The 14,767-nt window shown below is 37.0% G+C and carries 9 protein-coding genes; 4 read left to right on the top strand and 5 right to left on the bottom strand.

What is annotated here, in order from left to right; translation table 11 throughout:
• Positions 1 to 104: 104 nt before the first annotated feature.
• Complete coding sequence (locus AC07YC_RS19515) at positions 105 to 1,580, top strand: hypothetical protein (RefSeq protein WP_494920197.1); 1,476 nt, start codon at positions 105 to 107, stop codon at positions 1,578 to 1,580.
• Positions 1,581 to 1,625: 45 nt separating this feature from the next.
• Here the strand turns inward: AC07YC_RS19515 and AC07YC_RS19510 are convergent, their stop codons facing one another.
• On the bottom strand, positions 1,626 to 2,810 hold the full coding sequence (locus AC07YC_RS19510) for a CaiB/BaiF CoA transferase family protein (protein WP_494920196.1): 1,185 nt from the start codon (positions 2,808 to 2,810) through the stop codon (positions 1,626 to 1,628).
• Between the two features lie 492 nt (positions 2,811 to 3,302).
• On the opposite strand from AC07YC_RS19510, the gene AC07YC_RS19505 reads away from it, so the two are divergent.
• From AC07YC_RS19505 to AC07YC_RS19495, 3 genes are all read left to right on the top strand, one after another.
• Positions 3,303 to 4,871: a sensor domain-containing diguanylate cyclase gene (locus tag AC07YC_RS19505; protein WP_494920195.1), complete on the top strand. Its 1,569-nt coding sequence runs from the start codon at positions 3,303 to 3,305 to the stop codon at positions 4,869 to 4,871.
• Positions 4,872 to 5,134: 263 nt separating this feature from the next.
• Positions 5,135 to 5,299 carry a hypothetical protein gene (locus tag AC07YC_RS19500; protein ID WP_494920194.1) on the top strand — a complete coding sequence of 55 codons (165 nt, stop codon included), beginning with the start codon at positions 5,135 to 5,137 and terminating at the stop codon, positions 5,297 to 5,299.
• A gap of 17 nt (positions 5,300 to 5,316) precedes the next feature.
• Positions 5,317 to 9,690: an S-layer homology domain-containing protein gene (locus tag AC07YC_RS19495; RefSeq protein WP_494920193.1), complete on the top strand. Its 4,374-nt coding sequence runs from the start codon at positions 5,317 to 5,319 to the stop codon at positions 9,688 to 9,690.
• 360 nt (positions 9,691 to 10,050) lie between these two features.
• Here the strand turns inward: AC07YC_RS19495 and AC07YC_RS19490 are convergent, their stop codons facing one another.
• From AC07YC_RS19490 to AC07YC_RS19475, 4 genes are read right to left on the bottom strand one after another with little or no spacing between them, the layout of a single operon-like run.
• On the bottom strand, positions 10,051 to 10,851 hold the full coding sequence (locus AC07YC_RS19490; RefSeq protein WP_494920192.1) for an alpha/beta hydrolase: 801 nt from the start codon (positions 10,849 to 10,851) through the stop codon (positions 10,051 to 10,053).
• Positions 10,848 to 11,840 (bottom strand): ABC transporter substrate-binding protein, encoded by a 993-nt coding sequence (locus AC07YC_RS19485; RefSeq protein WP_494920191.1) that lies wholly within the window; start codon positions 11,838 to 11,840, stop codon positions 10,848 to 10,850. Before AC07YC_RS19485 ends, AC07YC_RS19490 begins: the two co-directional genes overlap by 4 nt.
• Before the next feature lie 45 nt (positions 11,841 to 11,885).
• Positions 11,886 to 13,073 carry a helix-turn-helix domain-containing protein gene (locus AC07YC_RS19480; protein ID WP_336636428.1) on the bottom strand — a complete coding sequence of 396 codons (1,188 nt, stop codon included), beginning with the start codon at positions 13,071 to 13,073 and terminating at the stop codon, positions 11,886 to 11,888.
• Between the two features lie 26 nt (positions 13,074 to 13,099).
• Complete coding sequence (locus AC07YC_RS19475; RefSeq protein WP_494920190.1) at positions 13,100 to 14,728, bottom strand: ABC transporter substrate-binding protein; 1,629 nt, start codon at positions 14,726 to 14,728, stop codon at positions 13,100 to 13,102.
• Between the last annotated feature and the right edge of the window lie 39 nt (positions 14,729 to 14,767).

The raw sequence follows: 14,767 nt of genomic DNA, 5'->3' as shown, positions 1-14,767 counted from the left end.
TGTTAGGTAAGATTTGTTATATTGAAGAAAGAGTGTTAAAAACATGAATTTTAAAGATAGGGGAAGATCTTTGTTGGTCGAACTTGATGGGAGGCTCCAATTGTATGCTGCTGGACTGTGATGAGCAATTATTCATGACATATAAACAAGGTAATGTAGAGGGTGCTGAAAATTTACTTGCAACATGGCTAGAGGCAGAGGTAGATCTGCAAGAAGATCCAAAAATACTTGGTACTTCGCTCTTACCCAAACGATTTTTAGTAAACGAAGAAATGGCTATGAATATTGCCTTTTCCACAGCACGTAAATATTGGGGCCGTGCATCAACAGAAATGCAAATGTATTTTGACAAATATGGTTTAGATGCAAAATTTGTGAATGATCGGCTCAATGCCTTTTTTTATACGCAAAAAGGAAAAGAAACTTTCTTTGAGCAGCTCTTTGCCCAACATACAATAGACCTTGAACGATTAATTTGGCTGGTTTTTGGGAAAAGAATGCAGATGGAAATGCCAGTGAATGAGTTACAGACAATTATGTTGTATAAATTTAAGGATGAGTATTTAGTGCATATGATGTATAAGGAACATACATCTTTTTGGCATTGGCTGTTCACAAAGAAAGTTTATTCACTTTTTATCCACAGACCATTAGAACAATTCACATTTCTTTATGAAATAATGGGACATTTCGAGCATTCTATGAAAATGAGCTGTGAACATGTGGATAACTTTGTGAATAACTATAAAGTAATACTGGATAAGTGTATAACTCATGTGGATAAAAATAAATCTAGCTGTTTAGCTAAGAAACAGCTACGACTTTACCAGATTGTGACACATTATTGCTTATCGGAAGGTGACTATCATCGCGTCAAGGACTTTATAACTTCATTTGAAGCGGAATGGCGATACTCTATGTATGCTCTAACAGAGAAGGAAAAAGTGTTAATTGCCTATATTTTATTTCATATAGCAAATAGAGAACAGCACAGTGAAAAGGTTATACATTATGGTGAATATTTATTAGAGGATGAGCGCTTAAATAATTATGCCATCGAAATTTTATTGGAATATAAAGATCTTTTGCCAAATCGAAAACCTACACCACCTGCAATTATAAAAAATTACCAGCTAAATTATTTAGAAAACTTATATGCGATTTTACTTGATCATTATGTAAAAGCGACACGTTATGAAGATGGCTTATTGCTTTTAAAGGAACATGTATTAGCGTCTAACAAAAAAATTAATACCTCTTTAGTACAAAAAAACTATAGCAGTGAGCAGCTAATTGCTATTGAGGCATACGTTCAACAGGATATTGCTCTACAGGTGAACAACTCACTACAGCATATTGGTTTGTCAGTAGAAGAGTGGCGACAAAATTATCGTCAACCGGAAGTCCCTTACTATATCGTGGCACAGAGTGCTTCCTTGCATATGTTAAATATTTTACGCGTGTTATTTGTAACGGAGCAATTCGAGCTTTTTGAGAAATTAATGGAAATCTATAAAAAATATTTATTAATTGATGATCATTTTGAAAATCTTCGAGTATTTATTAGTGCCTATGTATAAAAAAGTGTCTAATACGTCCTTCATCGACAGTATTAGACACTTTTTTTATTCCAAAACGCCTTTATCCTTTAAAGCCTTGATTTGTTCAGTATCGTAGCCTAACGAACTTAATATTTCCTCATTATGCTCACCTAGCTTAGCACCAACATGCTTGTATTCTGGTGCAGAGCCATCAAATTTAAAAGGAGAAGCAATTTGCTGTTGTACTGTGCCATCCCCTTTAGGAATTGCAACAATCATTTCTCTTCCTTTTAGCTGCGGATGTTCACAGGCTTCTGGGAATGTGAGAACAGGCTCCACACAACCTTCAAAATCCTCATTAAATACTTCAAGCCATTCCTCATATGTCTTAGACAAAAAGGCATCGTGAACAGCTTCTTTAAAACGAATTTGTGTGTAGTAGGAATCATTGAAAGTATTATCAATCAATTCCGGAATATCGAGTGCTTCACAGAGCAATTTCCGAAATTGAGGCTCTAAACTACCGACAGAGAAGAAGCGGCCATCCTTTGTTTTATAAAAATCATAGTAACTGCCACCGTTTAAAATTTCTTGTTCTGGCTGTGGAACACGTCCACCCCCAATAAAGGCTGAGCCATACATTGCATTTAGTGAAAATACAGCATCTGTCATGCTAATATCAATGAATTGACCATCACCTGTTTTCTCACGATGAAGGGCAGCGGCTAGTACCCCAATCGCAGCATGCATCGTTCCACCTGCAATATCAGCTAGCTGAATTCCCATGGAGACAGGCTTTTTATCTTTATGGCGTGAATAATCAAGGACACCGGCTAATGATAGGTAGTTATTATCATGCCCAGGCCGATTGCTGTATGGTCCCGTTTGTCCATAGCCAGTAATTGCACAATAAATTACCCGTGGATTTATTTCTTTAAGAGCTTCGTAGCCGATCCCGAGCCTTTGCATAACCCCAGGACGGAAACCTTCAATTATTACGTCATATTCTTGTACAAGAGATTTTACAATTTCAATAGCTTCTGGTGATTTCAAATTTAACGTGATCGATTTTTTAGAACGATTTAAATGTTGATGGATATATGCTTCATGATCATCATCGTAAGGAGGCATAATTCTTGTTAAATCGACGCGTTTGGAAGATTCAACATGTATGACATCGGCTCCTAAATCAGCAAAAATCATTGTTGCCATCGGCCCTGGTAGTAATGCAGAAAAATCGAGAATTTTTAACCCCTTTAAAATACCCAAATCTTTCAACCCCTTTTTGTGTAGGCTACACGACCATCAAGGATGGTTGAGTAGCGCTTTTCTCATAATCCCCATTGTGCGAAAAGCGTTGCGTAAAACTGTAATAATACAGAATATTTAATTTTAATCAGTATTATAACAGAATAAATCTTTCCTTGCCCATGTTAATTTTATTATAGAATAAACAATTCTACTTTTATATGTCAGAATAACAATAAAAGTAAAAAAATTTAGATTCTGCATCAACTGTCAGACAACTATTGTCAAATATTAGAAAATTCAGTGAGAAGTAAAGAACTTATTGGATAGAGAAAGTTTACTGGATAGCCGTATTATTCGTCCCTCTTTATTGATACAATCCTAGAGATATGTTCAAGCGTTTAACGGAAGGAATCACTTCAGAAAATTCCTTTTCTCTTGAAGAGCTGTTGCTTATAATAGGCACTAATTGTTAAAAATTATAAACATACTAACATATATAGGTGGGAAGTAATGAAATCACATCAGTTAAAATTAAAGCATTTAATTATGGGAGTAGCTATGGCTGCATTCTTCTTTACAAGCATAGGTAGTGTTTGGGGCGGATATAGAATGAATGTTGACTCCATCAAGGAAAATACACTTGAAACAAATCGAGTGTATGCACAGAAATTAGCTTCAACAGCAAACGCCTATCTTCATGAAGCCTTTCAAATTTTAAGTTATAGCGCCAATCAAGTGAGTGAAAATTTGGATGATGAGCAAATTTTAAATAGAGAAACAGACCGTCTAAGATTACAAAATGAAATGTTTAATTCAGTAGTCATAACAAATGCAGAGGGACTTGTTTTATCTGTATCACCGCCCTCCATTGAAATTAAAGGTGAGGTTTTAACATCTATTGGCGCACAAGAGGCGTTGGCAAAAAAAATACCACTAGTTTCTAAGCCTTACGAGGCGATGACAGGACGCCTCATTATTTTTATATCCCAACCTATCTTTTCGGCATCTAACGAGTACTTAGGGATGGTAGCGGGAACAATTTATCTAAAAGAACCAAACGCCTTTAAAACGTTATTAGGAGAACATTATAGTAAGGATGGCTCCTACGTATATGTTGTAGATTCAGATGGACGTGTGATCTATCATCAGGACCCAAGCCGTATCAATGATGTTGTCACAAAAAATAAAGTCGTTCAGGCTGTGATGTCCGGTAAGAGTGGGATTCAAATCGTTGACAACACAAAAGGAGTGAAAATGCTTGCCGGCTTTAGTACAGTGCCTTCCACAGGTTGGGGAGTTGTCGCCCAAAAGCCTTTAGAAGTAGCACTGGCACCTTCATTCGATAGAGTGCAGGAAGTTATTATTAAATCTGTACCGCTTATGATAGTTTCAATTGTTATTGTGCTTTGGGCAGCGACTCGCATTGCTAATCCTTTACAACAATTAGCGACGTTAACAGAAGAAAGTCTAGATAAGAAAAATGTAGAAGGCTTAAAATCAGTCAGTGGATGGTACTTTGAAGCCCATTCGTTGAAGAATGTCTTAATTCGAAGTCTATCGTTTTTACATGGACAGGTTACATTTTTCAAGGATCAATCAACCGTAGATCCCTTGACGGGTGTTACCAATCGACGAACGATGGATGCTATGTTGGGGGAGTGGTTAGAGAATAAGGTGCCTCATGCCATTATTTTGCTAGATTTAGATCACTTTAAAAGCGTGAACGATACATTTGGTCATGCTGTTGGTGATAAAGTCCTGCAGTTTTTAGCCAAGCATATGCAATCTGTAGCGCGAGAAGGGGATGTATGCTGTCGTTATGGTGGCGAGGAATTTGTGATGCTTCTGCCGAATACAACTGCCCAAGAGGCGGAGCAAGTGGCGGAACAATTGAGGGAAACATTAGCTGAAACGGAAAGTCCATGTGGTAGACCTGTAACATTATCAGCAGGGATAGCCTTATATCCAGAAATGGCTGCTACAACAGAGACGTTAATTGAAGCGGCTGATGGAGCTTTATATGAGGCGAAACAAGCTGGACGAAATCAAGTGAAGATTGCCGTACAAAAAATAAAGTAAAAATTGATTAAAATAAGCTTATATTTTTGATTTTTGGGGTAATTGATTAATGCAAACATCATTTGGGCAAGCTATTTGTAAGTCATTCGCCAAATGACCAAAACTATGTTCAAATGATATGTAATTCGGGTCACATCTCTCGATCGACTTGACAAGACGTAAGGTTATCCCCCTTTCCCTTATGACACCACAAGTACGACTAGATGTATGCCTATATATCGTGAAAGTCAAGTGAGCACCGATGCTCCTTGGCTTTTTTGTTGTTGGAAAATGCGATAGAAATCTTTGGCCGTACGAGTAGTCTTGTAGTGCTATGTTTATCAATAAATTTACTGGACTATTTTACATTTATCTATGAAGATTCGCCTCCTCTTGGTCGATATAAAGGGTATGATGAAAATGATATTTGTACGTATCAAAATACATAAGTGAAAGGAAGAGTGGAATGGATAAATCTAAAATCCAAAAAGTAAATAAAGCCTTGATAGCAACAGTATTTGCTTCAAGTGGGATTGCTGTTGTAGTGCCTTCACCACAAAAAGCGGCAGCGGCTACTTCTCCCTTTACAGACATAGATCAATACTCGGTTCATTATAACGATATATTAAAATTGTATTCTCAGGGCGTAATTAACGGGTTCGCCGATAATACCTTCCGTCCAGATGTCAATGTAACTCGAGGTCAAGTAGCAAAAATGCTGGCTACGGCATTAAAATTGGATACTAGAAATGTCCAAGACCCTTATTATAAAGATGTTCCGAAGGGGAGCGATTTTTATAAATCTGTAGCGGCACTGCAAAATGCAGGCATTATGTCTGGTTATTCAAATGGCACATTTATGCCTAATGAAGTAATGACTCGTGGCGAATTAGCTAAAATATTAGTGTTAGCATTCCATCTGGAGGTTTCTCCTAGTTACAACAACATTTTTAAAGATGTAGATAGCAAATCAAGCAATGCAATCTATATTCAAACACTAATCGATTTGAACATTACGGAAGGAACGACACCTGTAACATTTTCACCGTTTGATCCTGTAAATCGTGGACAGTTTGCTTCTTTTGTTGTCCGTTCACAAGAAAAGAAAAATAATGAAACATCTTATAAAATTACAAGTGTCGATGATGATGCCGTTTATATAAATGGGAAGGCTTATAAAGCAGAAAACCTTTCACATATTTTTAACGACTATAATGCACCAGTTTTAAAGGGTGCTTATATTGAAGGGACTCTTTCTAGTAAGAAGATTCTATCCATTTCTAAATTAACTATAAATGCTAGTGGTACAAGCAAGGATTTCCTCGATTTCGATGGGGATCATGGTTCATTAGGTGCTACTATCGAAGTTAATGGTAATTATATTGAATTTAATAATCTGAAGATGACTGGTACTATGTTTGTCAATGAAACAGTTCGTCCACCATTACATTTAGGGGCTACTACTTATAATCAGCCTTTATCAATTGGACGTGTGGCAAGTAACAATATCTCATTTATCAACTGGTCAGATCCTGATAATACTAAGGGTGAGGATTCATCTATTAACCATTCAACAAACGATCTTCAGAATTGGACAAATCAAAAACCAGAAAAAGACAAGCCGTTTGTCAACTGGTCTAACGAAAAACAGGAAATGAAAAATGTTGAAAAGCATCTTGAATTTTATAACAGTACTGTTTCTAGACTAGTAGTATCTCAAACAGGTACAAAAATCGAATCCAATATGAAACTACCACGTGTAGACATTATTGGAAGTGTTCGCGAATTTGAAATTCAAGGCTATATTGGTACGTTAAATCTTACTACAGAAACACCGCTAACAATTTATGGTTCAGGAAATATTGATTGGATCAACTACAATAGCCGCACAGATCTTGAATTATATATCTACGGACGAATTGGCACATTATTTGTGGATAATTTATACGGTAAAATCGATATTGGAGATTATACGTATATCGATAAGGTCATCTTACCTAAGGATGGTTCACCGAATAATATCTTCGACGATTTCCTTGATGATAAAGATAATATAGGCAGTATTACTGATCCAGATGGCAAACCAATTGATAAAGATGAAAACGAGAATCAAAATCCTGATGATAAAACAAAACCTATCATTAGCATTACAAATGTCAAAGTGCTCAATGGCAGCGAGATTCAGGCGGACTTCACATCCGATGAAGTCGGTACGTACTATTATATTGTCCGTGAAAAAGGTGCCGAGGTACCAAATAAACGTGAAATGGTTAATCACCTTTCAAATGAAAACGTAGCTTATGGAAGTGGTGCGGCTGTAAAAGGTACAAACTCCGTTAAAGTATCCAATCTAGGTGAGAAAAAAGAATATGTCATCTACATCATGGTGGTAGACGGCTCAAAAAATGCATCGGATATTGTGTCGCAATCATTCCAGATGAAAGACGCATCACCGCCAGTAGTGAAATCTTTACAAGTTACACCTTTACACGGAGGCACAAGAGCTGAATTCAAATTTGCAGCAAGTGAGCCTGGAGATTATTACTACTATGTACGTAAGAAAACAACAGCAGCTGACCCGACGACGGCAGACATCGTCGCTAACCCAACAGGTCAAGGGAAAGCAAAAGCTGGTGAACTTGGCATAACGGGAATCTTAACAGGACTTGATTCGGAGACAGATTATCAGCTTTATGTCGTAATGAAGGATGAGTCAGGTAACTTCTCTGTAGATCCTGCTGTTGTAAAGGATTTTAAAACGGGTGAGCTTGATAATGTTAATCCTTATGTGGAACAAGGTAAATTAGTTAGAAAGAGCAATAACCAGTTTGAATTGACTGTGAGTGAGGCATTAGATCCTGCAAGTGCTAACGATATTAACAATTACTTATTAACGGGTACCGTTATTGTAAATGTAACTGGAGAAAAAGGAATTAAACCTTCATCTGTGGAGTATAAAGCAGGGGATAAAAAAGTATTATTAACAATTCCATCTGATACAGGGTTTGTTAATGGTGATACATTACGCGTAACGGTTTTACCAGGTGTCAAAGACTTAGCAGATAATGCATTTGAAAACACGAATACAGTGAAGCCAGGTGACCCTATTCGTAATTATGCTGAGTATCGACATGAAGATACTGTAATGCCAGTAGTAACAATTGTAAATACAATAAATAAAACAGATGAATCTGATGGTTTCCGACGAGCTGAAATCGAATTTAAACCGAATAAGGCCGGGACATATTATTATATGATACTACCAAGTACAGTAGTAGATAATGGCGAAACGAAGACTTTCCAACAGTATTTAACAGATCATAAAATTACAGAACGTGATTTTATTAATGAATTTGGGAATGATTCTGGTAAATCTGGTTATTTCCAGATTGGTGGAAAGGATATTTATATCCAACGAGGTTCGGGTACAGCAGATTTGGAAACAGCAACACAAAAATTCCCTGTCTCTATTGAACAAAATAAACTTGATCCGTTTAATAGCTATACTGTTTACATGGTGCTAAGAGATCGAGGTGGAGAACTTTCTAAAATCGCGGGTCCTAAGACAGTATTCGAAGATACTAAGGCACCTTTAATTCGTGATTTAGAGATCAAGCCAAAAGAGAATGATGATGCAAAAGCAACTATTAGCTTTGAGACAAATGAAACAGCAAAAGTTCATTACTGGTTTGTAGAAAGAAGAATTAAAGATAAGGATGGTATATTGATTGATAATCCTGATGCTAATTTAACTGCTCCATCAGATGAAAAATATTTAGAAACAAAACTCAAAAGTAGTCCATCTGTTGAAAAGATTGGAAAAGGTCTGTCAGGGACGGTTGATGCGAGAGGCGTTACTTTAAAGCCACATACTGAATATGTGGTTTATGTTGGAGCAGAGGACACTCCTGGTAATTTTACAATCTATAAGGCGAATGATTCATATAATGACCATGATCGAACATCTGGTGGTTTGATGAAGCAGAATTTCTATTCGGATGGTACACCTCCTAAGATTGGGATGGTGTCGCCTGTGGGCAAGGATCCAAATTCGAAACCGAATGAACCAAAACTAAAGCCAACCTATTATCCAGGTCTAATTTACCGTAACAGTGATGATACGTTTACTATCACATCAAGTGAAACTATCATGCGTGAAGTCGATGGTAAATCAACGATCGTAAGTACAGGGGATACAGTTAGTGTTGTGCTAGATAAGATTCTTACGATTACGGATAGTAGTGGTAAAGATGTAACCGATAAATATGAGCCTGTAAAATATACAGTAGGTTCAGATTCTACCCAAAATAGCCAACTTATTATTAAAGCAATAGATCCAATTGATGCAAACCAAACTATTACAGTGACAATGAAAGATGAAACTAAAGACTTTGTTATATCTGACTATAAGGATAAGGCACATAAATTTATTAATATTGGTGAATACAAGTACAGGAAATTAGAATCAGCATTCCTTCATATTCGACTACAACCAAATACTAAACAAGTGGAGGCTATGTTCGATTTAAAATCTTCTGTTGGACAAGAGTATGAACCTGGTGAAGTTTTAAAGTACTATTATTTATCAGAATCAAAATTAAATGACGAAACTGATATTAATAAACGCACACCAGCCGATGTAATTAATATTGTTACTAAGAGCACTGATACTAGTTTGGCTAAAGGTATCGGAATTGTTGAAACTGATGGAGGGCGTACTAAAGCAATATTGGAACATTCAGTTGGATTTGTTGATGGGGACTGGCTGACGATAGTATTAGAAGATAAGTATGGTAATCTGAATAAGATATATGCTAAAGTTGGTTATGTATCACCATAAAAACCAACCATCATAAATGAAAAGCCTCGTAAAAGTTAGTTATAAACCTAACCTTTACGGGGCTTTTTTAAAAGCAATATAGAACAACGAGTTCTAGCGGTCCAATTTTATTTAGATTGAAATAAACCTATGATGGTAATCACGGAAGGCATCAGAGTAGCAAGTGCACCTATATGTGAATGGTCTAGCCGTAACAAAAACGAGTATAGAGGTTTTCTTAAAGTCCTATACAATATATTCTACTGACTATAAAATAACTGTACTTAATACCTGAACGAAGACAAGCATCCAAATTCTTAGAATTTTATTAAAAATGGAAGGCTACAGGAAACCCTTTTGATAATCTTCCCCTTTAGACTTTTACGTATCCAAAAACCGAGGAAGGCGGGCAAGCATACAAGGTAGGACGCTCACATGGTCCTCCTCATCAAACTTCACATAATTAGTATAAATGTTTTGGTCACTTAAACGCTTCAGTCGTTCAGCCGCTAAATCTGCTCCCTCTAACATATCTGGAAGCTCGTTAGCACCGATTGTGAGTAAGAAATTAATAGTATGCAGACCATTCCAATCTTCAGAAAATTGGTCTATTACTTTTAGTACCGCATTGTCAGCCCACCAAACAGAGGGACTGCCAGCTACAATATGACTGAATAAATGAGGTCTTGCACATAAAGCATATAGTGTGAAAAGACCACCTAAGGAATGACCAACAACCGCTTGTTTCTTTTTGTTGATGGGCCATTCTTTTTCGACAGCAGGCATTAGTTCATGTTCAATAAAGTCTAGAAACTCATTGGCTTTGCCGTTTGGTGGCCAAGGGGTTCCATCTGGACGTGCTGGCAACTTTCCGTCACTAACAGGCAGGGTAAAATCATTGCAGCGTCGTTCCATATCAAAGGGTTCCTTAGAGGGATAGCCAATACCAATAACAAGAATGGGCTCATAGCCTTTTGGTTTGCGCGTTTGTAATTTTACCGCCTCTGCAAGCGTTGGGAAAAGAGCATCTCCATCTAGTACATAAATAACAGCATAACCATCTGCTGGTGGTGCATCTGTCGGGTTAGCAATTAATAGTCGATAATCTAACTGGTTGTGGGATGTCATGACATATTCAAAATAAGTTTCTGATACATACGGTTTCTTTATCTTTGTTGTCATGGCGCTAAAAACTCCAATACATCGTCTATCACTTTCCCTTGTGCATGAATACCACCATTTAGCCAATAATCCTCAGATGTTTCAAATACCTGATTACTTTTGAAGGCATCTGTACTTTGCCAGATAGCACTGTCCTTCAGTTCATGGATAAATGAATTTCCAAGATTGCCATCATTGATCAGGAAAATATAATCGGCATCTAGCTCAGGTAGAATTTCCAAAGATACTTCAAATGCACCATTTTTCACGTAGCTACTTTGCTCGAATCCTAATTCATGTGTTAATACATACCCACTGAAATATTCATCTGTCATGAAAAACATCCCTTTGGCGTTAAAGCGAATTAACGCTACTTTTTTGCCTTCCGTTTTGGAAGCTAGCTTTGATTTTGCTGCATCCACCTTTTCTTGATAATTCTGTATAGCTTGCTGTGCTTTATCGGGCTCGTCTAGTAATTGCCCTAACACTTTAATTGAACCTTCTATATCAGTTGCTGCATTTTTGAACACATAGGTTGGCGCAATTTTTGCGTATTTTTCATATGTGCCATTTTCAATATAAAACGAATTATGCAAAACAATTAAGTCTGGCTTATCTGCCATAATCGTTTCAGGAGATGGGGGGCCACTTGCAAAGCTAATTTCAGGTATGCCCTGTAGCTGATCCTGTAAATAGAGCTGCGGTTTAACACCATTCGACCATTGCATAGTAGGCTTAATACCAAGAGCTAGTAAGGAATCCTCCAAAACAGGTGCGAATATTTTAGTGGGCTTAGCTGGTAATGTTACTTCATTGCCAGCCTCATCCTTTATGGTTAATGGATAAGCTTTTTGCTCCTTACTATTGTTCGAGTTTACCTGTGCTTCTACTTTTTTTTCGTTATTGCTTGATTGGGTATTGCAGGCAGAAAGTAATCCAATAGCTAGCATTAAAGTGGCTAGAATATAGACAGATTTTATAATCGTTTGATTACGACCATTGTGTTTCATTGTAGTTCAATGTCTCCTTCCATTGATAATCATTCTCAAATGGAATTATAATTCACTATCGGATACGATACCATGGACGGGGACAGGAAAAGAGTTTGGATTTTTTCCGGTTAACATGAGCAACATTTCATCTAACATTCGATTTATCGCAATAGCAGAGTATTCAAACCAAGGATTTGATGGCAAAACATAGACATGTCCATTTTTTACAGCTTGGAGCTCTTTCCAACGATCAAGGTATTGTAAAGTAAGCCAATAATTTCGAGTCTGAGAATCTGGACATACGATAAAAAGTAAACGATCTGGGTTTATATCTACTAGCTGATCAAGCGTAATAAGCTCGTTACATGTTTGCTGTTGCCCATCAATAGGGGAGAGCTGCAAATCTGTAAATAGGACATCCTGAATCCCTTTATTGCAATATAAAAATAATTGATCGCCACATAATCGTAGAACGGCAAAACTATCTTCCTTGGTCACTCGTTTAATTTCTTGCTTAGCCTCTAATACCTTTTGTTCGTAGGACTGTATGAAATACTCACACACGCTTTGCCTTTTGACAGCAACGGCTATTTCTCTTAGTTGTGTTCGCCAATCCTTAGCTTCAATATAAACACTTTTAATGCCAAATGTTTGAAGCCAATCAAGCATGGAAAGAGAGGGCTCTTCTTGAAAAATATGAATATCAGGCTTAGCGGAGGCTAATTTTCTAAAATTATCCTCTGATTCTGCATCAAATATATTCACATGCACTTGGATTTTGTCCTGATAATGATTGTAATAATAAGGACTCCATTTAGCATTCAGTGGAGCCGCAACGGGAATGATGCCAAGAGCTAGTAAGTTTCCGATAGTGGACACTGAAAAGGTAGAAATACGCTGGCGCGCTAATTTACTAAAAGCGGAGGGTGAAACCCCCACCTCCTTTTTAAATTTACGGCTAAAATAAAATTCGTCACTGTAGCCAACTTCTCTAGCAATTTCACGCAGTAATAGGTCGGTATCACGCAATAATTGTTTGGCATGTCCAATACGCAGCTCTGTTAAATAATCTGTGGCACTTAGCCCAAATGCCCTTTTAAATGCCTCTCCAAAGTAGCTAGAACTAAGACCAGAAATGATTGCGAGATGCTCAATCGTCAGAGGCTGGTGATGATTTTTAGCAATATAATCACGTATATCCTTTAATGATATTTGCGTCGTCATTCTATCTGTCATACTTTCTGTTTTCATGTAAAATGTCACCCCTTGAATTTATATTACTTTGCAGTAATTATTAATCTCGGTAAAGCGCCAAGTAATTTTTCTCTCGTAAAGGCATCGTTATAATTCCACTTTGTTGCATCTACTAAATATACGTGGTTGTTCTGTACAGCCTTGAGATCCTTCCAAATATCGCTATTCATCAATTTCATCGTGGCCATTTGCGAGTCGGGTTTATCCGATAAAAGCAGGAAAATTCGATCACCAACATATTTTGGTAACTGATCTATTGGTATTTCTTTATATCCATTGCCTGCTTGAAGCAATTCTTTTACTTGCTGGTGAGGCTGAAATCCATCTGGATGAAAAAGAGCAGGAGATAGACCTGTACAGCCCATGACATAAAGGCGTTTACCATGATCAAAGGTCAAGACCGTTGCTGTTTCACCTGGGTCTACGACTGATTGGAGCTTTTGCCACATCGTTTTTTCTTGGACTTTATAGCGGGCTAGCCAATCTTCTGCACGTTGTTGTTGGCTAAGCCATTGTCCTAATAGAAGGATGCGTTCCTCTAAAGAATCCCAAGAATTTAAGGTAATAGTTGGAGCAATTGATGATAGTGCTTGATATTGCTGCTCATCATTATTTGTAAAGATAATTAAATCTGGGTTTAGCTTTGAAGATTTTTCAAGATTAATGGGAAAGGCAACATCTTGAATATAAGGAACATGGTTTTTATAAAAGGATTTACTAATAGACTTCTTGTCACCGCCTATTGGTTGAACATCAAAGATCAGCATATCCCCAAACGTTTCTCCGTGATAAATAATTCGGTGAGGGGCGGATGGAATCGTGACTTCATGTCCTGTCCAATCTTTTACAACCGTTCGTTGCCTATATTGTCGGGCAAACTGTTTTGGCGGAATACCGATCACCTGTCGGAAGCGGCGATTAAAATAATATTCATCATCAAATCCAACTTGTTGTGCAATATCCTTTAATGGCTCATTAGTTTGTAATAATAATTCCTTTGCGTTTGTAAGACGTAATTCTGTAATATAATCTAGCGGCTTCTTCCCCGTTAAAGATTGAAAGATTGTACTATATTGCCATTGGGCTATATGAGCAAGTTCAGCTAGCATCTTAACGGTTAAAGGCTGTTGATAATATTTATGTACATAATTGATTGTTTCCTCGACTGCCTTCGTCATAGTTAATTGGACATTTCTATGAAGCTGATGTTCAAATAATAAATTTAATAGTTCATATAAAATACCTTGCTGTTTATAATAATCCGATTGGGTCTTTAATTGATACAAATCTTGTGTAAGACGGATAAATCGTGTATTCGGATAAACGGTATGCTCCACTTCATCAGAAAAAATAGGTCCTAGATAAGGAGAAGGGAGCTCCTGTTGTAGCTGGAAAGCCGTAAAGGTTATTTTATAGAAGCAGAATTCATTTGTTAGATCCGATAAATCGATCATGGAATGAGGTTGTATAAGAAAAATCTTTCCTTTGGTCACTAAATAGGGAATGTCATCTATTGTTAATGTCCCACAGCCATCCGTAAAAAGTATCATGGTATGGTGTGATGGACAAATAAAAGGGTAGCTCTGTGAAATACAGTCAATATCTTCTAAATGAAATAATAAATTATGTCTAAAAGAATGATTGTCTTCCATTTATTCACGTCCTCGCTAAATGAAAATGATTATCAATTA

It is taken from the genome of Lysinibacillus sp. GW247-5R2A, from assembly GCF_059424475.1.
Note: the sequence above shows the minus strand (reverse complement) of the source record. Positions and strands in the feature narration are given on the sequence as shown.